Here is a 24,909-nt window from a genome sequence, read left to right as displayed (position 1 = left end):
GCACGCCGATTGCGCGTCTTGAGAGATCGGCGTGCGCGGTACCCGGCGCTAATCGCGAGCAGAGCAACCAGTAGGTCGACACGGATACCGTCCGTTTCATGACGTCATAGCCCCCTTGTGCCGAAGGCGACTGGCGGCGGGCCCTTGGCTTGCCTTCAGTGTGCAGCGCGCGGAGAGATCTGATCGCATAGATGACGGCGCCTCGGCCGACTGCCTTGCCTCACGGCACTATTTCATACTCCGGCAATGTGTGCTCGCTATGAACCCCCTTCGCGCTTCCTTTTCGTGGATCACGATGGGGTCGGCGTCGAGATCGACTCGCCCATTCAGGACGAGCTTTTTCCGCGGAAGCAGGGCTACTTTGTGCGGCGGCCGCTGGCTGCGGACGCCGGCGACGACGCCGTGCCGCGCGTGGAGCCTGTCACCGGTCGATGGGGCCTGATTTCTCGGCTCACGCGCTCTGACAAGCTGGTCGACGCCGAGAAGCTGTCGACCCACAACGCACGCGACGACCGCGTGGCCAAGTCATTCACGTTCGGCAACGCCTGGCGCAGGGCCCAGCACTGCATCGTGCCTGCACAGGCATTCTGGGAGCCCGACTGGCGCACCGGGGCGCACATCCCGACACGGTTCACGACCGTCGACGGCGAGCCCTTCGGCATCGCCGGGCTCTGGGACACGTACAAGGACGAGAGTGGGGCGCTGCGCGAGAGCTACACGATGCTCACCACCAACGCCGACACGCACCCGCTGTTGCGCCACTACCACCGGATCAAGGACGAGAAAAGGATGCTGGTCTTGCTGCCGCGCGCCCAGTGGGCCGAGTGGCTCGATGCGCCGGCTGAAGGCGCGATGGCGTTCGTCAGCCAGTACCCGGCTGAACGCATGATCGCCACCGGCCATCCCGTCGAACCAAAGGCCAAGGCGATGCTGGCGAAGCGCGCGGCGCCGAAGCCGCCGCCGATTCAAGGCGAGCTGCTCTGACCTCTCAGCTACGCGTCTCCGATAGCTCTTCGGCCGATGGGCGTGACAGCATGGACTGTTGCTGACCGGCGGGCCTGACCCACAACCGCCATTCGGAGCCGCGCACGGCGAAGCCTTTGGGGGCGCTCGTAGAATCCGCCGCTTTGCCGAGACAAACATGACCACTGCCAAGAAGCAAACGGCGTTCACGCGCCCCCTGACACCCAGCGTCGAGCTCGCGGCCGTCATTGGCTCGGCACCCCAGCCTCGAACCGAGGTCACCAAGCTGCTGTGGGACTACATCAAGCTGAACAACCTCCAGAACCCAGCGAACAAGCGCAATATCCTTTGTGACGCCAAGCTTCAAGCGGTGATGGGCAAGCCCGAGGTGACGATGTTCGAAATGCCGGGTCTTGTTGGGAAGCACCTGTCCTAAAGAGCGTGGCCGCCCGCACGCAGCCAGCTCCAGCCGGCCAAAAGCGGACGCGGCGCCCTAACCGTTGAACGACCGCTTCAGCGGAGCGGTCCTGCAGCCGCGCTTGAGGCGTCTCCGTCGAGCGGCCGACCAGGGTTTTCGGCCCCGCAAATATCAGGACAACAGCTTCAATCTATGGAAGTTTAGGAGGTTTATAGATTTCTTGTAAATCTTCAAAATTTCCACTATCCTCTCGGCATGGACCCTATCCGAGACCCCTTTGCGCCCGGCGCCGGCACGCCGCCTCCTGAGTTGGCCGGACGCGATGCTTTGCGAGAAACTTTGCGCATCTCGCTTGAGCGCGCTCGTATTGGCCGTCCCGCCAAAAGCGCAATGCTCGTCGGCCTGCGAGGTGTAGGAAAGACGGTGCTTCTCGACCGCATCCGCAAAGACGCCGAGGAGGCCGGAATACACACTGTCCGGCTCGAAGCACCGGAGGGGCGCTCATTGCCAGCTTTACTGGCTCCGGCATTGCGATCGGCACTGCTTCGTCTCAGCAACATCGAAAACGCAAAAGATGCCGCGATTCGCGGACTACGGGCTTTGGCAGGCTTCGCCAAGAAACTGAAGGTCACGTTCAATGACATTGAGATCGGCTTTGACTACGAACCGGAAGCTGGCCTCGCTGACAATGGCGACCTCGAACATGATCTGCAGGCACTGTTCCAAGAACTAGGCATCGCCGCGAAGAGCGCCGGCACTGCTCTTGCAATCTTCATCGACGAATTGCAGTACGTCGAAGAAGACCAACTCGCGGCCTTGATAACCGCCCTGCATCGCACCGAGCAGCAGCAGCTTCCTGTTGTGTTGGTGGGAGCAGGCCTGCCACAACTGCGGATGTTCCTGGGCAACGCCAAATCCTACGCAGAACGGCTTTTCGACTTTCCCGAAATTGGACCTCTTCGCGACAACGACGCGCGGCTCGCAATCGAAAAACCGATCAATGACGAGAACGAAGAGATCGCGGACGAGGCTCTCAAGCGAATCCTGCAAGTGACTAAGGGCTACCCGTACTTCCTTCAGGCATGGGGTAGCAAGACATGGCTAGCCGCTGGCGAATCGCCCATCGACGTGGACGATGTAGACCGCGCGTCCGCCGTGGCCGTCGCAACTCTTGATGAAAGCTTTTTTCTCGTGCGCTTCGACCGCTGCACGCCGAAGGAGAAAAAGTACCTTCGAGCCATGGCAGAGCTGGGGGCGGGGCCTCATCGGTCAGGCGATATCGCGACATGCTTCCAAGAGGAGGTTACGTCCCTTGGTCCCACCCGTAGCTCGCTGATCAAAAAAGGAATGGTATGGAGTCCCAGTCATGGCGACACGGCGTTCACCGTCCCGATGTTCGACGAGTTCATGAAGCGCATCATGCCTGGCAATGCCTGGAAGTAAGCAACGCCATGAACATCAATCATGTGGACGAGGCCACTGCAAAGCAGGCGTGCACCAGATAGCGGCTGAACGGCCGCAACGGGCCGAGGCTGTGTGGAAACGCACAGCCTCGGCCCAAAGCAGAAGTCTATTAAGCGCCCTGTCAGGCCCAAAAGCAGACGCTGGCGTAGCCCTCCTCCAGGATTAAACACGCCCATCAGCCGAAGGCCATTTTAAATTTCCCCGCTACTTGCCGCGCTTCAAATCAGGCTGTGCATTGCGCCTTCGCGCACGCGTTTTTTGAAATCGAGCTGCCAATCGCTTTGCGTATCGACGTTTTCTTAGTCCTTGCGGGTCAGAGCGTTGACGCCACCACCGAACAATAAAAATCACGACCGCGGCAGCTGCGATCATCTCCAGGTACACCACTGTCATTAACAGAAAAAATTGGAAATCCGGTGTTGAATGATGCATGAAATACCTGCTCCATCAATTGGCTGCAATCCGCGGCAACGTTGAAGTAGAAAATTTCACGCGTAGCCGTGGGCGGCCTTCGCTTGAGAGCATTCCACTCGCTCAACCTGCACCGTGACATGATGGATCTCGAAAGTTCTTGCCATCGTCTCCGAAGCGCTGTGCGTGAGTGCTTCCGGATCTCCTTCCGGGCTTACCAAGTGAACGCTCAAACTAGTTTTTCCGCTGCTAATAGCCCAGACGTGCAGATCATGAATCGACTCAACGCCCTCAAGAGACAGAAGTGCCTTCTCCACTCGAGCGAGGTCCACGCCCTCTGGAACCCCCTCCAAGAGGATGTTGATACTTGCCCGGAGCAGCACCCACGTTCGGGGCAACACCCAGAGGCCGATGGCAACGGCAATGAGCGAGTCGACCCATGTCCAGCCAGTGAGCCAGATCACGATTGCGCCCACGATCACCCCCAACGAACCGAGCATGTCGCTCCAAACCTCGAGGTACGCGCCTTTGACGTTGAGGCTGCCGTCTTTGCCCGAGGCCAGCAATCGCATGCTGATCACATTCACCACCAGGCCGATGGAGGCAACCACCAACATCGGCAGGGAGTCGACCGACGGGGACTCACTGATTCTTTGCCAAGCTTCGTAGAGGATGTAAAGCGCGACACCGAAGAGCAGTAGCGCATTGAACGCGGCTGCGAGGATCTCAAAGCGGTGATACCCAAACGTACGTCTGGCATCGACAGGGCGCTTTGCAATCTGCATAGCAGCTAGTGCAATGGCAAGCGCTGCCGTATCGGTGAACATGTGGGCAGCGTCGGAAATGAGGGCAAGACTGCCAGTGATGACGCCGCCTATCACCTCGGCGATCATGAACGAAGAGGTCAGCGCCAAGGCGATCCATAGGGATCGTTGCTGAGGCGCACCAGGTTTGCCCAGGACGGGGGCGTGTGAATGACCGTTTGACATGTTGGTAGTGTTCTTGTCGTGGTGTCGTGGTGTCGTGGGCAGAGACATGGAGCCCATGGCACTGGTAAGAGCGATAGATCAAACGGCCTGCGGCGAACACCGTTCGCCACAACCGTCCCGCTATAAAGAGTCCATCGCTGCCCCCGGATTGTCACGCTGCGAAGCCTTGTTGCGATGACGAAATCTAACGGGCGGGAACATCCCCGCTCCGACCTGAAGAATCCAAGACGTCAAGTTTCGGCGCCGGGTGGGTGGCTGATCGCTACCGCCCAGATGACAGAAACGTAATCGCACGCCCGTCAGGCCCAAGCTACGATGGACGGATGCATCTTTTGGTGATCGAAGACGAGCTGAAACTCGGGGACTACATACGCAAGGGCCTGACTGAAAGCGGGTTCAACGTCGACCTGTCGCGCGATGGTTCCGAAGGACTGGGCATGGCCCTCACCGGAAACTACGACGCCATCGTCCTCGACGTGATGCTGCCGGGCATCGATGGGTTCAAGGTTCTGGAAGTGCTCCGGAAATCATCGTCGACGCCGGTTTTGATGCTCACCGCGCGCGATGACGTCGCCGATAGGGTCAAAGGTCTGGAGGGCGGAGCAGATGACTACCTCGCCAAGCCGTTCGCGTTTTCGGAGCTGCTCGCTCGGATCCGTGCCCTGCTGCGCCGAGGGATGCTGCAAGAATCCACACGTTTCGCGCTGTCGGATCTCCAACTCGATCTGACGACTCGGCGAGCCACCCGAGCCGGCAAGCGACTTGACCTGACAGCGAAGGAATTTGCACTGCTGTCGATCCTTCTACGACGCCAGGGCCAGGTCCTGTCCCGGGCGTTGCTGGCCGATCAGGTCTGGGACATGAATTTCGACAGTGAGACGAACGTCGTGGAGGTTGCGGTACGCCGGTTGCGAGCGAAGATCGACGACCCGTTTGACACCAAGCTGCTTCACACGGTGCGGGGCATGGGCTACGTTCTCGAACAGCGCGACGCCGATCCCTCGTGAAGACCAGGTCGATTCAGAGCACCCTTTCCCGGTGGTTCGCCATCCAGACGCTCGCAGGTTTGAGCATCGCGTGCGTCGCTGTTTATGGTGCAACGCGCTGGAGCTTTCAGCTCAAGCAAGAGGAAGAGTTCGAGCGGCACAACGAGCTGGTACGCCACGTCGTCGCAGAAACCCGCTCGCCTCCCAACATTGATCTGCTACGCCACAAGCTGGATGACTATTTTCGGACGCATCCTGATATCAACGTGAGCTTGTGGACGGGCAAGAATCGGATCTATTTTTCCCAACAGGCCGACGTCAAAGGCAACTGGATCTCTCACGCTCAGGCCCTTGAGGGCATGACCTTCGAAGGCAAACCAGTCGAGGTTCGCCTGACCCTTGACTCTACGGGCGACGACTTGTTGTTGCGCCGGCTGGGATGGACGTTGGTGGCCGCTGCGAGCCTTGGCTCCTTGATCGTTGCACTGACCGGGTCGCTCATCGTTCGGCGGGGCCTCAAACCGTTGAAACTGCTGGCCGAGCAGACGGCAAATGCAGGGCCGGCCAAACCCGGTCGACGCATCGATGTGGAAACCTTTGCCAGTGAGCTGCAGCCATGGATCGTGCAGTTCAACGCTCTTCTGGGCCGCGTCGAAGGCGCCTATGCGCAGCTGGAAGCCTTCAATGCCGACGTAGCGCACGAGCTTCGTACGCCATTAGCGAACATGATTGCTCAGACGGAGATCGAGCTGAGCCAACCTCGGCCGGTCGCGGCCTTGCGGGAAGCGATGTCCTCGCAGCTAGAGGAGGCACACCGTCTATCGGCGATCGTCACCGACATGCTCTTCCTGTCAAAGGCGGACCGTGGGGCTCAAGCTCGACGGACGGCGCCCGTCAGCCTTGCGGAGCAAGTGCGCGCGGTTGGGGAATTTCATGAAGCGGAGTTGGAGCAAACCGCCCTGTCATTGGACATCGTCGGGGATGCGACCCTGCAGGTCGATGTCGGCCTGTTGCGGCGTGCCCTATCGAACCTGCTGAGCAACGCCATTCGTTACGCGAAGCCTGAGAGCCAGGTGCGGGTCGTGATCCGACGCGAGCCGGCGGAAGTCACTATTGCCGTCGTCAACGAGGGCGAAGCGGTCGATCCTGCTTCGCTTCCGCATCTGTTCGAGCGCTTCTACCGCGCCGACAAATCGCGCAGCGGCTCGTCGAGCCACCACGGACTCGGCCTGACGATCGTGGCTGCCATCGCACGGATGCATGGCGGCACAACGTTCGCAGCGTCCGAACACGGCGTGACGCGCATCGGCTTCAGCTTGGGCGACGCGACGCCGTAACGAGGAACAGGCCTCGGGGGCTGGGACATAGGCTCTTCCCCCGAGACGGCGTCTACTTGCTTTCGATCATGCCGGCGGGCCAGGACGCACCGCGGCTGACTGCGTTCCATGCAGGGTGCTTCATCGCGAACGCGAGCTCGGCCTGGACTTGCTCACGCGTTTTTGGAGTTTCCGTACTCGAGACAGGCCACGGCGCGCCACGGCTCATGGACGTGTTCCATGACCGATGCTTGGTGGCCTGATTGAACTCAGCGACCACTTCGCCACGTGTGCGCGTATTCGCATGATCCGGGTGGTAAGTCACGCCGGCCTCTGTGGGCGCGGGGTGGAACGGTCCCGCAGCAAACACCGTGAGCGGTGCCAGTGCTGCCGCGGCGATTACAGACAGGGCAAGTGCGGAACGAAGTTGACGATTGGACATGGATGTCTCCTTGGTTGAAGCCAGGACCCGACGGGTCCTGGGCATCTCAACTTTAAAAATCCAGTCTCACATTTATCGTGCTTCGCGATTACAACCGAGTCATCTGGTTGTCATAAATGCAGCAAGGCGAGCTTCAGTCCCGAAGACTTCGATCAAAGAGAATTCAACCTCCGTCACATCTTTCTGAAGGAGGCGCCGATAAAAAGCAACCCTATCAAAACGAACGGCAACGCGCCTGAGTACGACTGAAAGGCTACGGGAAGAAAGAAATCCGAGGCCACATCGAGCCAACACTTGTTGTGGCAAATCTCCTCTTCGCAGATGCCAACCACAGCTCCGACACCACAGAGGCCAAAGCCGAACCAAAACTCGAGACGCCTGACCTTCATATGCGGTGCCACCACGGCCAAGCTGCAATGCTGATGGAGATCCACAGAGCGATCACAAAGCTCTGATGCGAAATGTCTACCAAGCTTCACCCCGTCGCTTGATCGCGACGTCCAGCTTAGATGTCGTGCAGCAAAAGCGTGTATGCGTTGGCACGGAAGCGAGGTCAGATTTTGGCCCGACCCCGTAGATTCTTACTGCGCCTTGCCGCGGTAAGGCGCCTGGGACGCTTGGGCGTCACGTTGCCCGCCTGGTGCATTTGCGTAGGCTTGAGCAGCTTGGCGGTACGAAGGGCGCGCGGTGTCCGCACCTGCCTCGCTGTACTGCACCGTCGACAGGCCAGCCCGAACCCAGCGCATCGTGTCGGCTTCGACGGCTGCGCGCGACGTAACCTGCACCGTGAGCGGCTTGCTGTCGCCTTGCGGGTAGCCCAACGTCGGTGCCGTACGGGCCCAGGCACGGGTTTCAGCAGCGACAGCCGAGCTCGATGCCGTCGACATGATCGCCACTGGACGCGGGTCGCCCTCGGCATAGTTGCCGGCGAGCGCAGGAGCCGCAGCCGCAGCCAGGACGACAGACAGAAGCGAAAGGCGGAGGGTCGAAGCGTTCATTTCAGGATCCTTGAATGGTTGGTTAGTAGGTTGCCGCTCATCTCCGCGGCTGAGACAACTTTAAAAAACCAGACCCTCAGATGCCGTACCGGCGCATTACAGTTCTGTCATCCCATCACTTGATCGTGAAGCGCACCGCCTGAGCGGCCTGGCCCTTCAGGGTGACCTGCGCCACGACCTTGGTACCGGCTGATACGTTGAACGCCCCTTGGGCCCGCAGCGCGCCGTTCTCTGGCGACAAGGCTGCTTCGGTCTTCTTGGATCCCGAGAGAAGCGTGAGCTTCGCGCTGCCACCGGTCAAGTCTGAAGGCTTTCCGTGGTCGCTCACGTAGAGAGCGATGGCATCGGCGCTCGTAACGAGCTCGTAGTTCACGTCCTTGACCACGCTGACGACGCCGCCATGTTGAGGTTTCACCTCATGCGCGTGTTCTGCGCCTTTGGCGTCATGGGTATGGCCCTTGTGATCGTCTGCTGCTTGGACATTGATGGACAAGGCCAGTGCGGAGACGGCGATGAACGATGCGATTTTCATGTTTACCTCTTGAGTTGATTCACAGAACAGGGCTTTGACTTCATGCGTCAAGCATGCTTTGTCCGGCCGGCAGCCTCTTCTTCCTCATCTTCTTCATCGCGGCGGTGCGCGAGTCGATAGAGGACTGGAAGCACGAGCAAGGTGAGCGCGGTGGAAGACAAGATGCCGCCGATCACCACAGTCGCCAGTGGCCGCTGCACCTCGGCACCGGTTCCTGTTGCGATGGCCATGGGCACGAACCCGAGAGAAGCAACAAGAGCCGTCATCAACACTGGCCGCAAGCGGGTGAGAGCACCCTCATGGATGGCGCGATCTAGCGACGCGCCAGCGTCTCGCAGATTCCGGATGAACGAGATCATCACCAAGCCATTGAGCACCGCGACCCCCGACAGGGCAATGAACCCGACAGCCGCCGTGATTGACAGCGGAATATCACGCAACCACAGGGCAAGGATGCCTCCCGTCAGCGCAAAGGGAATGCCTGTAAACACGATCAGGCCATCCTTCAGGTTGCCAAACATCGCGAACAGCAGCGTGAAAACCAGCAGCAGGGCCACAGGCACGACGATCTGCAGGCGCTTGGTGGCCGACTGCAGATTCTCGAACTGCCCTCCCCAGGTGGTCCAGTACCCCGTCGGCACCTTTAAGCGCTGGTCGAGTGCAGCAGCGGCCTCGGTGACGAAGGAACCGAGGTCCCGACCGCGAACGTTGGAGCTCACAACGATGCGGCGCTTGCCGTCTTCACGGCTCACCTGGTTCGGCCCCGGCGCCAGTTCGAGCGTCGCCACCTCTGCAAGCGGTATGAAGCTGATTTTGCTCGTGGTCGTCGCTGCATCCGTGCTAGCCGGCAGCGGGATGGGCAAACGACGAATGGCTTCGAGGTCACCACGTACATGCTCTGGCAGCCGCACGACAATATCGAAGCGGCGATCCCCTTCAAAAAGCGTTCCAGCGTTGCGCCCGCCCACCGCGGTAGCAATCGTGTCTTGCACATCGGCGATGTTGAGGCCATAGCGGATTGCCTTCTCCCGGTCGATGTTGACGGTCAGCATCGGAAGACCAGTGGTCTGCTCGACGTTGACCTCCGCTGATCCCTCGATGCTCTTGAGGATCTCCTCGATCTCTCGCGCCGTTGAATTCAGCACGTCCATGTCGTCGCCGAAAACCTTCACAGCCACGTCGGCACGCACGCCCGACACGAGTTCATTGAATCGTAGTTGGATCGGCTGGGAAAACTCGTAGTTGTTGCCTGGAATCTTCGACACCTCCGCCTGGACGGCCTCTACCAACTCCTGACGGGTGCGTCGTGGCTCGGGCCACTGGTCGACCGGTTTGAGCATGACGTAGGCGTCCGAGATATTGGGCGGCATCGGATCCGACGCGATCTCGGCCGTGCCGGTCCGCGCGAAGATGCGCTCGATTTCCGGAAACTTCGCCTTGAGGGTCCGTTCGATTTGCTGCTGCATTTGCAACGACTGAGTCAAACTCGTCCCCGGGATACGCAGCGCCTGCACCGCGAAGTCGCCTTCGTTGAGGTTTGGAATGAACTCGCTGCCCAGACGCGTGGCGAGGATGCCCGAAAGCACCACTGCAACACCCGCGATCGTGAGCACCACGGCCTTGGCGCCCAGGGCGCGGTCCAGCAGAGGCTCGTACGCTTGCTTGGCCCAGTGCATCAGACGGTTCTCTTTCTCGGCGACCTTGTTACCGATGAAGAGCGCGACCGCCGCCGGAATGAACGTGACCGAGAGGATCATCGCGCCCAGCAGGGCGATGACCACGGTGAGGGCCATCGGATGAAACATCTTTCCTTCGACCCCCGTGAGGGCGAAGATGGGCAGGTACACGATCATGATGATCAGTTGCCCGAAGAGCAGCGCGCGCCGCGCCTCTTGCGATGCAGCAAAGACTTCGTGGAATCGCTCGCTGCGTGTCAGCGGCCTGCCATGCTTGGCCTGAGCGTGCGCCAGACGTCTCACACAGTTTTCCACGATCACCACGGCCCCGTCGACGATGATGCCGAAATCCAGCGCCCCCAGGCTCATCAGGTTGGCGCTGACCTTCTGGTTCACCATGCCGGTGAACGTGAAAAGCATCGAGAGCGGGATCACCATCGCGGTGATAAGCGCCGCGCGCAGGTTCCCGAGAAAGAGGAACAGCACAGCGATGACCAGTACGGCCCCTTCGAGAAGGTTCTTCTTGACGGTGTCGATCGCCTTGTCGACGAGCACTGTCCGGTCGTAGACGGTGATCGCCTCGATCCCTTCAGGCAACGTGCGATTGATCTCCTCCATTTTCTTGGCGACAGCCTGTGAAACCACGCGGCTGTTCTCACCGATGAGCATGAAGACCGTGCCCAGTACCACTTCGCGACCGTTGTCCGTGGCAGCACCTGTGCGCAGTTCCTTGCCGATGTCCACCTGAGCGACATCACGCACGCGCACTGGCGTGCTGCCGTTGCTCGACAGGATGATGTTGCGGAGATCCTCGACGCCACGCGCCTGGCCTGGCGCGCGGATCAAGTACTGCTCACCCCGGCGCTCGATGTAGCCTGCCCCGACGTTCGTGTTGTTGCGCTCGAGCGCCCTGACAACGTCGGCCATCGATAGTCCGTAGGCAGAGAGCTTCTCAGGGCTCGGAGCGATTTGATACTGCTTCTCGTAGCCGCCGATCGAGTTGATCTCGGTGACCCCGGTGACGTTGCGCAGCTGCGGCTTGATGATCCAATCCTGGATCTCGCGCAGGTCCGTCGATGTGTATGGAGTGCCGTCAGGCTTCTTGGCGCCGTCCTTCGCCTCCACTGTCCAGAGGAAAATCTCGCCGAGCCCTGTTGAGATGGGGCCGACCATAGGATGGATGCCTTCAGGCATCTCGCCGGTTGCCGACTGCAAGCGTTCGTTGACCAGCTGCCGTGCAAAGTAGACGTCGGTACCGTCCTTGAAGACGACGGTGACCTGGGACAGCCCGTAGCGCGACAGCGAGCGCGTCTGCAGCAGGCCAGGCAAGCCCGCCATCACGGTCTCGATCGGGAACGTGACGCGCTGCTCCGTCTCCAAAGGTGAGTAGCCCGGTGCGCCGGTGTTGATTTGGACCTGGACATTGGTGATGTCAGGCACGGCGTCGATCGACAACCGCTGGTAGTTGTAGACCCCGAGTCCTGCCATTCCGAGGACCGCGAGCAGAACCAGCCATCGTTGCTCGATGGCGAAGCGAATGATGCGTTCAAACATGGCGCTTGTTCTGCCTCAGTGCGTGTGCGTCGCGGAGCTCTTGCCCTGCTCCGACTTGATCACAAACGACCCGGCCGCCGCGTATCCGGCCCCCGGTTTGAGACCGCTCTTGATCTCGACGCGCTTGCCGTCCGAGCGCCCAAGTTCGACAGGTTGGGGCACAAAGCCACCAGGCACTTTCAGGAAGACCACGGGCTTGTCCTCGATGGTCTGCACCGCGTCGGCGGATACGGTCACAGGAGAGTTCACCTCCTCGGCGGTCACTTCCACGTTGACGATCAGCCCCGGGCGCCATGCGCCCTTGGGATTGGGGATCACCACTCGGGCCCGCGCCGTGCGGGTCTGTTCACCGATCAGGGAGCCCACGTAAGAGACCGTGCCGCTGGCCGTTGCGTCGAATGCGCCGGCTCGAACGACCACCTTTTCACCGACACGCACCTGCTGCAGGTCCCGCGCGGCGACGTTCATTTCTGCCCAGACACTGGAGAGATCCGAAATCGTGAACACATTGGCGTCTTCCTTGACGGATTCGCCGAGTGCGATGTGCTTTTCGACCACCATGCCATCGAATGGGGCGCGCAGCTCGAAGCGGCCGAGGGATGTACTGCTGGGGGAGGCACCGAGCGTCAGGAGCTTCTGCGTTGCGTTGGCTGTCGCGATTTCTGCCTCACGCAGGGCCTGCTGAGCCTGCAGCACGTCCTGCTCGGGCGAAATCTTCTGCTCCCAAAGAGTCTTCTCGCGTTCGTAGGTCGTCTTGGCCAACTCCCGCCGGCGCTGAGCGCCCTGCAGCTCGGATCGTGTTTCCGAAACCGTCGTGCTGGAGATGACCGCCAGGACATCGCCCTTTTTCACCTGCTGGCCTAGATTCGCGCTCACGCTCTCGACGACACCTGCCACACGTGGGACCACGTGTGCGGTCCGGTCTTCGTTGAATCGGATCTCACCGGGAAATTGCAACGCGCTGCGGATGACGCCAGGCGCGGTGTTGGCCAGACTGATGCTTGCCGCCTTGATCTGCTCGTCGGTCAGGTTCACCTTGCCCTCCTGCTTCTCGAAAGTGAAGAGGTACGGTTCCTTCGGCGTGACCACAGCGACCGTCGCTTCGAAGACGTGCGGCTCTGGAACGGTCTGGTTGCTCGCGAGAAAATCGCCCTGAGGCGTGAGCTTGATCTCCGCTTGTTCGCCGCTAGGACGGGTGAGCGTGACCGAGACCTCGTTGCCAGCTGCCGGCACGGGCTGGCCTTTCTCCGTCAGCCAGGCCTTGAATCTGGGCTCGCCACCCTCTTCGGTGAGCTTGAGCTCCAACCCAAAGTCCCCTTCAGAAAACTTCTGACCGCCGTTGGGTCCTTGCGCAGGCTCATCCTCGTGCCCACCGGCCTCGCTGCCATGGCCATGTCCATCGTCTTTGCCGCCCTTGGCGGCTTCCTTGCCGTGCCCGTGGCCGTCGTCGCCGCCTGCCTCGGCACTGTGCCCTTGGCCCTCGACGCTTTTCTTTCCGGCGCCGCCGCGAAGCATCAGCGCTCCAGCTACCAGACCCAGGAGAACAATGGCAACGATGATGAGTAGATGCTTGCGGCCGAGCTTTTCGGGCGCAAGCTTTGAAGGGGTGACCATGGTTGATCCTTACGGGGTAGAGGCGGTGGCGCCTTGGGCAACAGGGGCGCCAAGGAGGCGATCGAGGTCCGTCACGGACTTGTGGGCTTCGGCAAGCGACCGCAGGTACTGCGAGCGGGCTTGCAGAAGGGTGCGCTGTGCGTCGAGCGCATCGAGGTAGCTGAATTTGCCGAGTTCGAAGCCCTTGGTAGCGGCATCGAACGCACTTTGCGCGCCGGGGAGTATTTCTTTCTGAAGTGTGTCCACCTCTGCAGATGCGGTCAGAAGCCGCTGCCGCGCTGCACCCACATCGGCTCGAAGACGCAGTTCCAAAGCAAGTGCGTCGTCCTCAGCCTTGTCCTGACGACGCAAGGCTTCCGTGATGTTTCCTCTGTTCGTGTCGAAGATCGGCAGGGGGACCGAGATCCCGATGACAGCCTGGTTGCGACCCGCTTCCTGGTCCCGCATTCCGCCGGCAGTGACCGTGATGTCGGGAACGCGTTTGGCCCTCTCCAGTTCCGACAAGGCCCCAAACCGTCGAACTTCCAGGCGGGCTTGTCGCAGCGATGGCGCATTCACGATGCGGGCTTCCAGCAACTCTTGTGGGCTTGGGTTCGGGAGCGCAAGCACGTCGCCGTTGACCGCATCGATGCCGACCTGACGTGTCGTCAGGGCGCGCAAAAGCTGAAGGTTGGTCTGAAGTTCGCCTCGGGCCTGAACGAGCTCGAGCCTGACGTTCGCCTCGGCGACCTTGGCTCGGGTTTCCTCGACCGGTGACACCTTGCCGGCCGTCACTCTCTTGCCGGCGGCACTGCTGCCCGTCCTTGCAAGTTCTAGCGATGCTTCTGCGAGGCGGACGCGCTCCTGAGAAATCGCGGTCGCGAAAAATGCCGCGGTGACGTTCGCGCGTAAGTCAGCATGCTTCGCATCGAGTTGGGCACGCGCAATGTCAATGGCCCGCTCCGCGGCTTCTATGCGGGCACCCCGCTTCCCCCCGATCTCCAACGGCTGGCTGAACAGCACGGTCGTTGTGCGAGTTTGACGACGAAGGTCTTCCACCTCGACGTCCATGGTCGGGTTCGGAAATGCGCCGGCTTGCACGCGCGCCCCCTCCGTCGCCTCGACTTCTCGACGAGCCGATGAAAGCTCGGGATTGTTGTCCAACGCGAGTTGAAGGGCTGCCGACAAAGTCAAAGGAACAGCGCTGGCACTTGCCGTTGTTCTTGCCTGTTCAGCGACAGGCGGCGGGGCGCCCCAACTACCTTGAGCAAGCGCTCCGCTTGCGAATGCCGTGATCGACAGCGCGATCGGCACGATAAACCTGCACATCGAATTCTCCAGTCATGGGACGAGACAAGGAATCCGGCGCGGCCGTCAGAGTATGGGATTTGGCTCTGAAAGTGACAGACGCACCGGGGTTAACCGGTGCGCGACCATTTGGGCCGATCGATGTCCTGTTCCACTTGTGAGCTGAAGAGCGCTACAGGGACTGAGAGGAACGCGCGCTTGAAAACGCGTTGAACAACGGGCTCGGCCGTTGTGCCGAGCTGCGCCATATTGGTGTGACACCCGCTGCAGTCGCCATGGTTCGCGCTACTGGCTTCATCCGGAGCATCGGCATGCGTTGTTGCGGCCGATTCGTCCCCTTCAGAGGTGTGCTGATGGACGTGGTGACCAAGATGAAACGACGCCGGCATCGCCTCGTGCGCGCAATATCCTGCTGCTGCTGCAGCGGAAAACTGAGCGGGCAACAGGAACAACAGGGCGATGAGCAACCAGCGAGCCATTTAATGAACTCTAAGACAATTTTTCGACGACTCGTCGACTAAAGCGGGGTGAAGACCACTGAAACCGTTGCTGGAAATCACGCTGACCAAGGGCCGGATGGCAACCCACGAATCGTAGGTGGCCAAAATGCGTCCTGTCCTACGGCAAGGTTACAGATCTGTAATGTGAGAGCGGCAGTGTCCGATCAGGCATCGAGTTTCACCTTCATCAGTCGCAGACCGTTTGCCACAACCAGCAGAGTGGCGCCCATGTCGGCAAAGACGGCCATCCACATGGTGGCCATGCCAAAAATGGCGAGCACCATGAACACCGCCTTGATGCCCAAGGCAAGAGAGATGTTCTGCATCAGCACGGTGTGCGTCTTGCGAGAGAGCCGGATGGTTTCCGGAATACGGCGCAGATCATCGTTCATCACGACCACGTCAGCGGCTTCCATGGCGATGTCGGTGCCCATGCCACCCATGGCGAACCCGATGTCAGCTTGGGCGAGCGCCGGGGCGTCGTTGATCCCGTCGCCGGTCATGCCGGTCATGCCGTAGCGTGTCTTAAGACTTTGAATCTGTTCCAGCTTGGCATCGGGAAGCAGGTTGCCGAGCACCTGATCGATGCCAGCTTGAGCGGCGATCGTCTTGGCGGTTGCCTCGTTGTCACCGGTGAGCATGATCGACGCCACGCCCAAGGCCTTCAATTCTGCGACCGCCTGCTTCGAAGACTCCTTGATCGTATCGGCCACTGCGAAGATGGCCAGTAGCCCTTCGTCGTCCGCCATCAGCGTGACCGTGCGGCCCTGCTCCTCATGGGCCCTCAACTCCGCCTCCAGCTCTGGGGTTTCCATGCCTCGTTCTTGAATGAGGCGAATGTTGCCCAGGACGTACTTGCGACCTTCAACCATCCCTTCCGTACCGCGCCCAGGCAGTGCCGTGAACGACGAAACCTCGCTCAGTGGCAGCGCCAGGCCCTGGGCAATCGCCTTAGACACCGGGTGATCGGATCGCTCGGCCAAGCTCATTCCGATGCGTCCGATCGACTCCTGGTCGTTCGCACCTCGCAGTGACCGCCATTCCACGAGCTTGGGCTTTCCTTCCGTGACGGTGCCTGTCTTGTCCAGGGCCAAAGCCTTGAGATTTCGCGCCTCTTCAAGGTATGTTCCCCCCTTGATGAGAATGCCTCGACGAGCGGCGGACGCCAAAGCGCTGACCACCGTGACAGGCGTAGAAATGACGAGCGCACAAGGGCATGCCACAACGAGCAGGACCAACGCCTTGTAGATCGCGTCCAGCCACGCAACGTCGAACAGGAGGGGGCTTGCCACCGCGACGGCAACGGCGATGGCGAAAACGGCAGGCGTGTAGATGGCCGCAAAGCGGTCGACAAAACGCTGCGTCGGCGCGCGTGTGCCTTGCGCCTCCTCGACCGCATGGATGATCCGGGCCAAGGTGGTGTCGGAGGCGGCGGCTGTCACCCGAAACTGGAGCTCGGCCGTCTCATTGATCGTTCCTGCATACACCGGATCACCAACAGTTCGGTCGACCGGCAAGCTCTCTCCAGTCACAGGCGCTTGATTCACTGCGCTGCGCCCTTCGGTGACGATGCCATCGAGTGGCACCCGCTCACCAGGCCGGATCCGGACGACCGCTTCCAGCGGGACACTCCTTGAGGCAACGGACTTCCAGGTCTTGTCGGGCTGGAGAACATCCGCCTCCTCGGGCGCCAGCGCTATCAGGCCCTTGATGGCATTCCGAGCACGGTCCGCAGCACGGGCCTCGATCAGTTCAGCGATGGCATACAAAGCCATCACCATCGCTGCCTCGGGCCATTGGCCGATGAAAAATGCGCCCGTGACAGCTACGCTCATCAACGCATTGATGTTCAGACGGCCGCGAACGAGCGCCTTCATGCCCTTTGTATAGGTCTCAACACCGGACAGCCAGATGGCAACCACGGCGACAACCAAGCCGGCGTACCTCAATGCGGGCGTATCGCTTGAGAAAAAATGGAAGGCCTCCGCGCCGATGGCAAGAACCAGAGCTGCGGCCAGGCGCGTCACGCCAGCCCCATGATTGTGATCATGGTCATCATGCTCAGCTTCGTCCTCCGGACCGACCTTGACGGGGGTGGGCTCGTATCCGGCCTTGCGGATAGCCTCGACAGCGGCTGCGACGACTTCGTCTGGGGCCTGGATCGCCAGGGTGCGTGCGCCTAGCTGAAAGTTCACGCTCCGAATACCGTCGACCTTGTCCAGTGCTCTTCGGATGTCGCTTTCCTCCACGGCACAGTCCATGGCGGGAATGCTAAAGACGCTCGCACCGGCTGGAATTGACGCTGCCGCTGGTGCAGCCTCGATCGCTGGAGCGCAGCACGCGTCTGAGGCGTGGTTACCGCCGCTTGCGAGTTGCTCCGGGGCGTCCTTTAAGACGGAAGACACAGACGAAGGGCGCAAGGGGATGGGAGCCGCGGAGCACGACTTCGCCCCACAGCAATCTTCGGCGGAGGAAACAGGGGACGCAGGCGGGAATTTGGGCATGGGGGAATTGGAAACCCTGAAGCGGGTATAGAGTCAAGCATTTTTGGAGGTCGGATGAGGATCGGAGAACTTGCGAAGGCCACCGGCACCAGTGTTGAAAACATCCGCTTTTACGAACGGGAGTCACTGCTGCCCTCGCCGCTACGCTCGGAAAACAACTACCGGAGCTATGGTGAAGAGCACATTGAGTGCCTCACATTCATCCGCCACTGCCGTTCGCTCGACATGGCCCTGGGAGAAATCCGCTCGCTCCTTCGCTTCAAGGAAACACCCCAGGCCAACTGCGAGGGGGTCAACGTGTTGCTCGATGCCCACGTCGGTCATGTAGCCGAGCGCATTCGGGAATTGAAACTGCTCGAGAAGCAGTTGAAGATACTGCGAGCTCAATGTGCAGAGTCGAACGCGGCAGCCTGCTGCGGGATCCTGAAGGAGCTTTCGACTGAGGTTGGTGTTTCAACTGCAAACTCAGTTCGAAAACATGTTCATGGGGCGCATTGACGCGTGAACTCTGCGCAAGCAGACAGCAGCAAACGTTTCGAATCTGTTGCTGCTTAGAAAGCTCGCTGACCGGCTTACGTCGATCTACAGCGTAACGAGGGAAGGCTAATCCTCGCTCCTCGTCCAGCCGCCGGCTACATGTCCGCGAAGCGGTCCCTGGCCACTGAGTGCTTCTGGCCGGATTCTGCCGCACATCGTCACACCGAATTCGCGCCAGTCGCACCGTTCGAGCTCGCGTCGCAATCAACTAGCCTTCTAACAGCCGCTGCCGCCTCGGCGCTGGGATGACGTGAAGCCTATTGCAGATGCCCTTGCGTGCGCGCAAAGTGACTCCTATGAACCAAGCGATGTTTATTCAAAGGATGGTTGCGTTGGCGAAGGCAGCGGTTTCGAGGTAGGCGATGAGCATGATCAGGTCTCCTGAGTCTCGATCGACTCACCAGTTTAGAGGCGCGCCGACCCGACAGATCCCCTCGATCAAACGAAGGTGTAACGCTGCTTGCGGCCGGCAGTTGGGGTGACGAATACTGTATGGATGAACAGTATTCTACCGGAGCCGCCACCCTTCGCGGAGCTCTACTGCCGATCGAACTTCACGTTCCTCGTCGGCGCCTCACAGCCGGAAGATCTCGTAGAACGGGCCGCGGCGAAGATGTATTCGGCCCTCGCCCTGACCGATGAGTGCTCGGTGTCGGGCGTCGTTCGCGCCCATCTGGAGGCGCGCGAGTGCGGCCTGCACTTCATCGTCGGCAGCGAGATGCTGCTGAGCACGGCCGCCGGCACGCCGTTCGCGCGCGTCGTGCTGCTGGCCCAGGACCGCGAGGGCTACGGGAACCTGTGTGAGCTGATCACGTTGGCGCGCCGGCGAGCGGCGAAGGGCAGCTACGTCGCGCACGTCGCCGACGTGGAGGGAAAGACCACGAAGGCGGTCCACCTGGCCGGAATGAAGGGCTGTCTGGTGCTGCTGCTGCCTGACCGCGAGATCACTGTGGAAGCGCTGTTTGCGCAGGCCATGTGGGCACGCACCTGGTTTCCCGACCGTGCCTGGCTGCTTGCGCCGCGTACGCTGGATTTGAACGAGGACCACTACCTCTACGTGATCGAGGAGGCTGCAGCTCGGTCGGGCTTGCGAATCGTTGCGAGTTGCAGCCCGCTCATGCACACGCGCGGCGCGAAGCCGATACAAGACACCCTCACAGCCGTGCGCCTGGGATGCACGGTGGCCACGGCCGGATTCGGCCTTCTGCCCAACGCGCAGAGCTACCTTCGAGGGCGCGCGATGCTGGCCGAGGAGTTTCCTGAGGCCTGGTTGCGCGAGACGGTTGCAGTCGCTGCGCGCTGCACCTTCTCGCTCGAGGAGCTGCGCTACGAGTACCCGCAGGAGATCGTGCCGGCGGGCGAGACGCCGGCGTCGCATCTGCGAAAGCTGACCTACGAGGGCGCGTCGACGCGCTTTCCTGCGGGCATCCCAGACAAGGTGCGCGCTCAGGTCGAACACGAGCTCAAGACGATTGCGCTGCTGAGCTACGAGGCGTATTTCCTCACCGTCGAGGACATCGTGCGCTTCGCGCGGTCGGTGGGCATCCTGTGCCAGGGTCGAGGGTCGGCGGCCAACTCGGCCGTCTGCTACTGCCTCTACGTGACCGAGGTGGATCCCGCGCGCATGAACGTGCTGTTCGAGCGCTTCATCAGCGTGGAGCGGCGCGAGCCGCCCGACATCGACATCGACTTCGAGCATCAGCGGCGCGAAGAGGTCATGCAGTACATCTACAACAAGTACGGGCGGCACCGTGCAGCGCTCACGGGCGTTGTGACGTCGTACCGGACCAAATCCGCCCTGCGTGACGTGGGCAAGGCGCTGGGTTTCCCGCTCGAGGTGGTGGACCGCCTCTCGAGCACGGCCTACGGGATCGAAGGCCAGTGGATCTGCGATGCCTGCCTAGTCGAAAGTGGCCTCGATCCCGCCGACCAGAAGGTCCGCCGGTGGCTCACGATCGCCAACGCGATCCGGGGTTTTCCTCGCCACCTGAGCCAACACACCGGTGGCTTCGTGATCGCGCGAGACAAGCTCAGCCGGCTCGTGCCGGTGGAGAACGCTGCGATGGACGACCGCACGGTGATTCAGTGGGACAAGGACGACCTGGACGCGCTGGGCCTGATCAAGGTCGACGTGCTCGCTCTCGGCATGCTGACTGCAATCCACCGCGGGCTGGACTTCATCGCGCAGAAGCGCGGCACGCCGATGCGCATGCAGGACGTGCCGGCCGAATGCGCCGTCACCTACGCCATGATCCGGAAGGCTGACACCGTTGGCGTGTTCCAAATCGAGAGTCGTGCGCAGATGACGATGCTGCCGCGCCTGCAGCCTGAGCGCTTCTACGACCTGGTGGTGCAGGTCGCGATCGTGCGCCCTGGGCCCATCCAGGGCGGCATGGTGCATCCGTACCTGCGCCGGCGCGCCGGCGAGGAAGCCGTGGAATACCCGAGCGAGGACATCAAGACGGCCACCGAACGCACGCTGGGCGTGCCGCTGTTCCAAGAGCAGGTAATGCAGATCGCGATGCTGGCGGCCGACTTCACCGCCGGCGAAGCGGACCAGCTGCGGCGGGCGATGGGCGCCTGGCGCAAACGCGGAGGCCTGGCCGAGCACCAGGCGAAGCTGATCAGCCGCATGCTGGCCAAGGGCTACGAGTCGGAGTTTGCCGACCGGATCGCCAAGCAGGTCGAGGGCTTCGGCAGCTACGGTTTTCCGGAGAGCCACGCCGCCAGCTTCGCCCTGCTGGTCTACGTGTCGTGCTGGCTGAAGCGCCACCATCCGGACGCTCTGCTCGCGGGCTTGCTCAACAGCCAGCCCATGGGCTTCTACGCGCCGGCGCAGCTGGTGCGCGACGCGCGAGAGCACGGCGTGGTGGTGCGGCCGGTCGACGTGATGGTGAGCGACTGGCTGAGCGCCCTCGAGGAGCCGGCACAGTCGGCCGCGGCATCGCCGCGGTGGGACACGACATTCGAGGAACGGCTGCGCGCCGTCCGGCTGGGAATGTCGCTCGTCTCGGGCATGCGCGAGGCGGCCGCGCAGCGCCTCATCGCGGCCCGCGCGGCCGCGCCTTTCCAGAGCGTGGAGGACATGGCCATGCGGGCCCAACTGGACGCGCACGACTTGCGCTGCCTGGCGGCCGCGGACGCGCTGGCCACGCTGGCAGGCCATCGGGCGGAAGCGGTCTGGGAAGCCGCAGGCATCGACACCCGGCCGACCGAAATGCTTCGAGAGGCTCGGACCTTTGAGGATCCTGTGACGTTCGCAGAGCCGGAGGAGGGCGCCGGGGTCGCCGACGACTATGCGTCCATGGGGTTGACCCTGCGCCGGCATCCGCTCGCGCTCATCCGGGACAAGCTGAACGTGCACCGGATCTGGACAGCCGAAGCGCTGCGCCAGCGGGCGAAGAACGGGCAGACAGTGCGCGCGAGCGGCATCGTGACGCACCGCCAGCAACCGAGCACCGCCAGCGGCGTGATCTTCGCCACGCTGGAGGACGAGACCGGGACCGTGAACATCATTGTCTGGCCCAGCGTGGCGGAGGAGCAGCGGGCCGCGCTGCGCGGCTCGCAGCTGCTCACCGTGCAAGGCACGTGGCAATCGGAGAAGGGCGTGCACTCGCTGGTGGCGCTGAAGCTGCGCGACCACACCAACCTCCTGGAGGGCCTGAAGGTTCGGAGCCGGGATTTTCGGTAGCGTCGTTGACGGCGGGAGTCCTTTTGCGCTCCGGGTGGCGCCTAGTAAAGCTGAGCCTCAGGGATTGAAGCCTACGAGACAAGGTGCGCAACTAGCTCGATGAGGGCACCAATGCGCGTTCGAACTAGATGAACTAGTACCTTGCTAGGTCAGAAACTTGGCCACGGCCTTCCGAAATTCTTCGTTCACCGACATCTCGTTCGTCACAGCTACCGCCCGTGTCGACCAGTCTCCCCCGTTAGGAATGTGTGCTGGAAGCTTTACTAACCGCATATCGCCGAACTTGGGTGGCGGGCTGAGAGCGTAGCGATTCTGGTCGTCCGGATCGGACTTTGCTTCTTTCATAAGACCTTTCTAAGTAGTCGCTACAGCGGCAGGTCCTGCGCACCTTCACTCCCTGTAAGAGAGTCAAGCGTCTTGGAGTTCTCCCACGAAGTCTACAAGGCTTGTACCTAGCGCATCGAGCCACAACTTGAGCTCAATCACGTCTAGCCGCCGTACGCCGGTCTCGCACTTGCTAACTTCGGCCTGCGTCCAGTGAAGACGCAACGCGAGTTCTGCCTGGCTAACCTTGGCAAAGGTGCGCTTTTCCCGTAGCAGCTTGAGCAGCTGCTGGTACTCGCGTGTGTAGAGAGTCTTCTGCATGGGCCTTTGCCCATGAGCTTCCATGCGATCTTAGAATATGCGAAAATCGTATATTTTGAGATGCTGTCCGCTAGTCATCATCCCTAGGAGGTGCTGAGGCTGACTGCAGAGATAGAGACGCGACAGACAGTCCCACCTGTCGGACGTCGCCGTATCGCTGGTGACCATCAATATGTCCGAGACCGAGCCATCGCGGCGATAAGAGGTGTCATGATCGAATGCGAGCAGTTCAAGCCACAATCCCCGAGCGACAGCATGGGGCCCATCGTTTTCTCCGCGAGCAATGCACAATTTCTCGACGTCTTTCCCGGCGAAGACGATCCATGGAAGCTCTGGGCTGCGGACATCCAGGCAAAACGAAGCGGCGGCGGCACCAAGCTATTCAAAGGCATCCTCTTCGCCGAAGACGCAACCACCGTCAGCATCTACGGCATCGAGGATGAAGACGGGTATCCCCGCAGCCTTCGCGCTGACCTGGCAAGCATGCAGCAGGCGTTCATTCAGTTCCTGCGCAGCGAGCGCGCCGAAGACTTGAGGAAGATCGGTCCGCTGAGAAGCGTGTTCTCAGGCCATCAGCACTCAGTGGAGCTCAAGGCCACGGCGGCCTTCGCGACTTTGCGCGCTTCTGACCTGCACGTTGGTGTCGGATATCGTGACGAAGATGGTCGCTACGTGTTGCTCGCGGTTGAAGCTGGTGACCGGTAAGCCTTTGCCCAGTTCCGTCCAAAAACGGTTCTTCCCCTAGGGCGCATATTGACTGGGCAAATCGACCCAAGTTGTTCAACTTAGCAACATGCCGAGGTACGTGCGACGGTGCGGCCTCGCCGCTTTCTGTACGCACCGGTGCCCTCACCAACGCTTAGCACCTGTGACCTGGGTTCTTTTGGAACAAACCGATGACCATGCGGCGCACAGCCCATACCGCCCTCCTCCCTGATCTCCCCTCACCGTCAGTGAGCGATCCAGATCTTCTTCCCTCCGAGTCACTTGAAGAACTGAAAATCCGGAACGGTCATATCTCGGCTTCCTTGAAATCCATGGATCTACCGGAGAAGCGGCTTGTTGCCCTCGCCCTGAAAACGATCGACCCGGACATGCTCGAGCCACGAGCAGCGCTTTCGAACACCGGATGGAAGGTGAAAATCTTGGCGCGTGAGTACGCGAGAACCTTCAACATCTCTCCGACGGGCTCTTTCGAAGAAATGAGAAGTGCAAGCGACAAGCTCTTCAAGAAAGTTGTAATTTATGAGGTTGAGGAACGCGACGGCCGAATGGTCACGAAAAAAATGAGATTGGTAAGCGGCGTAAGCCTTGCCATAGGCGGGGGCTACGTCGAACTTAACTTCGCCCCTGAGGCTGCTCCCCATCTGCTGCGCTATGCCTTACTACTGCCACCCTTGGGGCCCTAGAGTTAGCCCGGTCGATCGAACCACCGAGCGGTCTGCCGCCGTCGAGCAACACGCGAAGGCCGGCTACCGTTTAAATTCTTGGCCTCGGCCTTGAACGATCATGGGTAGCGGTCAAGAAACATCGGATTCTGGTGAGCGTCTGAGTCCTGCCATATCGCGCGATCGCCCTACGACTCTAAGCATCGCAGGGGCCCTCCTCTCCTTGAGGACGTTGAAACTCTGCGCTGAACCTCGAGCCGATACCCACTGGTGGCGTATGGCAAGGACGCCAAGTTGACGTTTACTTAATTTCGAACTCGGCAAGATCCTTGCCATCAGCCAATGCCGCCGTGATCCAGCCCGGCTTGCGTCCGCGTCCGCCCGACCACGTTTCACCCGAAGGGCTGCGATAGCGCGGCGCAGCCTTTTCCTTCGCCTTGGAAGCACGTGCACCCTGGCTGCCTTTCGCACTGCTCGCAAGGCGAAGATCCGAAGCAGAGAGACCGTACTCAGCGATCTTAGCGATCATTTCAGCAATCACGCCTTGCTTCTCAACCGAACGAATATCTTCTGCTTGCTTGCGCAGCGCAGCCATCTGCTCTTCTGATTTTTTGATCTGCTCGTTGATTTGTGCGAGGGATACCATGGTTTTCCTTAAGAAAAATCGCAGTATATACTTCAAAATCGTCAAAGTGAGTACTTGGGCGCCGATCTTTTTTTAAGAGGTAAGTTCTACCTGCCTTCGATCACATGATCGTGGTACGCCAATAGCAAAAATTAGGTTATTTTGAAGTAGCCCTTTCCGGTCACCGGATATGACTCGGTGTTATTTAGTGAAATTTCAACTGAGTCTTGCAGAGCGCGAGGTGCAGCTTGCGCTCTGTAGCTATATGACTGCGCTTCTAATTGCAGTTTAATCTTTTGAATGAATCTGACATCTACTACCACCGGCCCGAGACCTGGTTTGGAGTTTCTTGATGTCTAGTGCGACGGA

The 24,909-nt window shown here is 60.7% G+C and carries 20 protein-coding genes; 9 read left to right on the top strand and 11 right to left on the bottom strand.

All coding sequences use genetic code 11. The annotated features are described in order from the left end of the window. Positions 1-246: 246 nt before the first annotated feature. The 3 genes from A9977_RS00150 (at position 247) to A9977_RS00140 (ending at position 2,824) form a co-directional block, all read left to right on the top strand. Complete coding sequence (locus A9977_RS00150) at positions 247-984, top strand: SOS response-associated peptidase (protein WP_183022833.1); 738 nt, start codon at positions 247-249, stop codon at positions 982-984. 157 nt (positions 985-1,141) lie between these two features. Beyond that, a complete protein-coding gene (locus A9977_RS00145; protein WP_183022832.1) occupies positions 1,142-1,399 on the top strand; it encodes an SWIB/MDM2 domain-containing protein in 258 nt (85 codons plus the stop codon). A gap of 237 nt (positions 1,400-1,636) precedes the next feature. Then, on the top strand, positions 1,637-2,824 hold the full coding sequence (locus A9977_RS00140) for an ATP-binding protein (RefSeq protein ID WP_183022831.1): 1,188 nt from the start codon (positions 1,637-1,639) through the stop codon (positions 2,822-2,824). 509 nt (positions 2,825-3,333) lie between these two features. On the opposite strand, the gene A9977_RS00135 is transcribed toward A9977_RS00140, so the two are convergent. After that, entirely contained in the window at positions 3,334-4,245 is a 912-nt protein-coding gene (locus A9977_RS00135; protein ID WP_183022830.1) for a cation diffusion facilitator family transporter, read from the bottom strand. Positions 4,246-4,568: 323 nt separating this feature from the next. Here A9977_RS00135 and A9977_RS00130 point away from each other — a divergent pair, with 323 nt between their 5' ends. Further along, entirely contained in the window at positions 4,569-5,252 is a 684-nt protein-coding gene (locus tag A9977_RS00130) for a heavy metal response regulator transcription factor (RefSeq protein WP_183022829.1), read from the top strand. Beyond that, a complete protein-coding gene (locus tag A9977_RS00125; protein ID WP_183022828.1) occupies positions 5,249-6,568 on the top strand; it encodes a heavy metal sensor histidine kinase in 1,320 nt (439 codons plus the stop codon). The genes A9977_RS00130 and A9977_RS00125 overlap by 4 nt, the downstream gene beginning before the upstream one ends. Before the next feature lie 52 nt (positions 6,569-6,620). Here the strand turns inward: A9977_RS00125 and A9977_RS00120 are convergent, their stop codons facing one another. The 8 genes from A9977_RS00120 to A9977_RS00085 all read right to left on the bottom strand — a co-directional run bounded on the left by A9977_RS00120 (position 6,621) and on the right by A9977_RS00085 (position 17,654). Next, positions 6,621-6,989, bottom strand: a complete 369-nt coding sequence (locus tag A9977_RS00120; RefSeq protein WP_183022827.1) for a DUF4148 domain-containing protein — start codon at positions 6,987-6,989, stop codon at positions 6,621-6,623. Positions 6,990-7,570: 581 nt separating this feature from the next. Next, the gene (locus tag A9977_RS00115; protein ID WP_183022826.1) at positions 7,571-7,987 is read right to left on the bottom strand and encodes a hypothetical protein; all 417 of its coding nucleotides are present in this window, start codon (positions 7,985-7,987) and stop codon (positions 7,571-7,573) included. Between the two features lie 115 nt (positions 7,988-8,102). Further along, the gene (locus A9977_RS00110) at positions 8,103-8,519 is read right to left on the bottom strand and encodes a hypothetical protein (protein WP_183022825.1); all 417 of its coding nucleotides are present in this window, start codon (positions 8,517-8,519) and stop codon (positions 8,103-8,105) included. A gap of 47 nt (positions 8,520-8,566) precedes the next feature. Further along, a complete protein-coding gene (locus A9977_RS00105) occupies positions 8,567-11,749 on the bottom strand; it encodes a CusA/CzcA family heavy metal efflux RND transporter (protein WP_183022824.1) in 3,183 nt (1,060 codons plus the stop codon). 15 nt (positions 11,750-11,764) lie between these two features. After that, complete coding sequence (locus tag A9977_RS00100; RefSeq protein WP_183022823.1) at positions 11,765-13,363, bottom strand: efflux RND transporter periplasmic adaptor subunit; 1,599 nt, start codon at positions 13,361-13,363, stop codon at positions 11,765-11,767. A gap of 9 nt (positions 13,364-13,372) precedes the next feature. Then, complete coding sequence (locus tag A9977_RS00095; protein ID WP_183022822.1) at positions 13,373-14,671, bottom strand: TolC family protein; 1,299 nt, start codon at positions 14,669-14,671, stop codon at positions 13,373-13,375. Between the two features lie 89 nt (positions 14,672-14,760). Next, the gene (locus A9977_RS00090; protein ID WP_220811401.1) at positions 14,761-15,117 is read right to left on the bottom strand and encodes a hypothetical protein; all 357 of its coding nucleotides are present in this window, start codon (positions 15,115-15,117) and stop codon (positions 14,761-14,763) included. A 197-nt stretch (positions 15,118-15,314) separates the two neighbouring features. Next, positions 15,315-17,654, bottom strand: a complete 2,340-nt coding sequence (locus A9977_RS00085) for a heavy metal translocating P-type ATPase (RefSeq protein WP_183022820.1) — start codon at positions 17,652-17,654, stop codon at positions 15,315-15,317. Between the two features lie 54 nt (positions 17,655-17,708). On the opposite strand from A9977_RS00085, the gene cadR reads away from it, so the two are divergent. Together cadR and A9977_RS00075 are read left to right on the top strand one after the other, a co-directional pair. Next, positions 17,709-18,152 carry a Cd(II)/Pb(II)-responsive transcriptional regulator gene (gene cadR / locus A9977_RS00080; RefSeq protein ID WP_183022819.1) on the top strand — a complete coding sequence of 148 codons (444 nt, stop codon included), beginning with the start codon at positions 17,709-17,711 and terminating at the stop codon, positions 18,150-18,152. A 535-nt stretch (positions 18,153-18,687) separates the two neighbouring features. After that, complete coding sequence (locus tag A9977_RS00075; protein ID WP_183022818.1) at positions 18,688-21,882, top strand: error-prone DNA polymerase; 3,195 nt, start codon at positions 18,688-18,690, stop codon at positions 21,880-21,882. Between the two features lie 408 nt (positions 21,883-22,290). Here A9977_RS00075 and A9977_RS00070 read toward each other — a convergent pair whose 3' ends face one another. Further along, positions 22,291-22,527 (bottom strand): helix-turn-helix domain-containing protein, encoded by a 237-nt coding sequence (locus A9977_RS00070; RefSeq protein WP_183022817.1) that lies wholly within the window; start codon positions 22,525-22,527, stop codon positions 22,291-22,293. 210 nt (positions 22,528-22,737) lie between these two features. On the opposite strand from A9977_RS00070, the gene A9977_RS00065 reads away from it, so the two are divergent. Together A9977_RS00065 and A9977_RS00060 are read left to right on the top strand one after the other, a co-directional pair. Beyond that, positions 22,738-23,232: a hypothetical protein gene (locus tag A9977_RS00065; protein WP_183022816.1), complete on the top strand. Its 495-nt coding sequence runs from the start codon at positions 22,738-22,740 to the stop codon at positions 23,230-23,232. Positions 23,233-23,480: 248 nt separating this feature from the next. Further along, a complete protein-coding gene (locus tag A9977_RS00060; RefSeq protein ID WP_183022815.1) occupies positions 23,481-23,936 on the top strand; it encodes a replication initiation protein in 456 nt (151 codons plus the stop codon). Positions 23,937-24,216: 280 nt separating this feature from the next. On the opposite strand, the gene A9977_RS00055 is transcribed toward A9977_RS00060, so the two are convergent. Further along, a complete protein-coding gene (locus tag A9977_RS00055) occupies positions 24,217-24,561 on the bottom strand; it encodes an H-NS family nucleoid-associated regulatory protein (protein WP_183022814.1) in 345 nt (114 codons plus the stop codon). Positions 24,562-24,909: the final 348 nt, after the last annotated feature.

Origin of the sequence: Variovorax sp. UMC13 (assembly GCF_014170375.1) — a bacterium.
Taxonomy (GTDB): Bacteria; Pseudomonadota; Gammaproteobacteria; order Burkholderiales; family Burkholderiaceae_C; genus Variovorax.
The sequence above is the reverse complement of the archived record's forward strand: the minus strand, read 5'-3'. Positions and strand labels throughout refer to the sequence as shown.

Bases quoted from the DNA above. Each gene is read 5' to 3' on its own strand.
- A9977_RS00150 (WP_183022833.1), top strand. From the start codon at position 247: ATGTGTGCTCGCTATGAACCCCCTTCGCGCTTCCTTTTCGTGGATCAC.
- A9977_RS00145 (WP_183022832.1), top strand. From the start codon at position 1,142: ATGACCACTGCCAAGAAGCAAACGGCGTTCACGCGCCCCCTGACACCC.
- A9977_RS00140 (WP_183022831.1), top strand. From the start codon at position 1,637: ATGGACCCTATCCGAGACCCCTTTGCGCCCGGCGCCGGCACGCCGCCT.
- A9977_RS00135 (WP_183022830.1), bottom strand. From the start codon at position 4,245: ATGTCAAACGGTCATTCACACGCCCCCGTCCTGGGCAAACCTGGTGCG.
- A9977_RS00130 (WP_183022829.1), top strand. From the start codon at position 4,569: ATGCATCTTTTGGTGATCGAAGACGAGCTGAAACTCGGGGACTACATA.
- A9977_RS00120 (WP_183022827.1), bottom strand. From the start codon at position 6,989: ATGTCCAATCGTCAACTTCGTTCCGCACTTGCCCTGTCTGTAATCGCC.
- A9977_RS00115 (WP_183022826.1), bottom strand. From the start codon at position 7,987: ATGAACGCTTCGACCCTCCGCCTTTCGCTTCTGTCTGTCGTCCTGGCT.
- A9977_RS00110 (WP_183022825.1), bottom strand. From the start codon at position 8,519: ATGAAAATCGCATCGTTCATCGCCGTCTCCGCACTGGCCTTGTCCATC.
- A9977_RS00105 (WP_183022824.1), bottom strand. From the start codon at position 11,749: ATGTTTGAACGCATCATTCGCTTCGCCATCGAGCAACGATGGCTGGTT.
- A9977_RS00100 (WP_183022823.1), bottom strand. From the start codon at position 13,363: ATGGTCACCCCTTCAAAGCTTGCGCCCGAAAAGCTCGGCCGCAAGCAT.
- A9977_RS00095 (WP_183022822.1), bottom strand. From the start codon at position 14,671: ATGTGCAGGTTTATCGTGCCGATCGCGCTGTCGATCACGGCATTCGCA.
- A9977_RS00085 (WP_183022820.1), bottom strand. From the start codon at position 17,654: ATGCCCAAATTCCCGCCTGCGTCCCCTGTTTCCTCCGCCGAAGATTGC.
- cadR (WP_183022819.1), top strand. From the start codon at position 17,709: ATGAGGATCGGAGAACTTGCGAAGGCCACCGGCACCAGTGTTGAAAAC.
- A9977_RS00075 (WP_183022818.1), top strand. From the start codon at position 18,688: ATGAACAGTATTCTACCGGAGCCGCCACCCTTCGCGGAGCTCTACTGC.
- A9977_RS00070 (WP_183022817.1), bottom strand. From the start codon at position 22,527: ATGCAGAAGACTCTCTACACACGCGAGTACCAGCAGCTGCTCAAGCTG.
- A9977_RS00065 (WP_183022816.1), top strand. From the start codon at position 22,738: ATGATCGAATGCGAGCAGTTCAAGCCACAATCCCCGAGCGACAGCATG.
- A9977_RS00055 (WP_183022814.1), bottom strand. From the start codon at position 24,561: ATGGTATCCCTCGCACAAATCAACGAGCAGATCAAAAAATCAGAAGAG.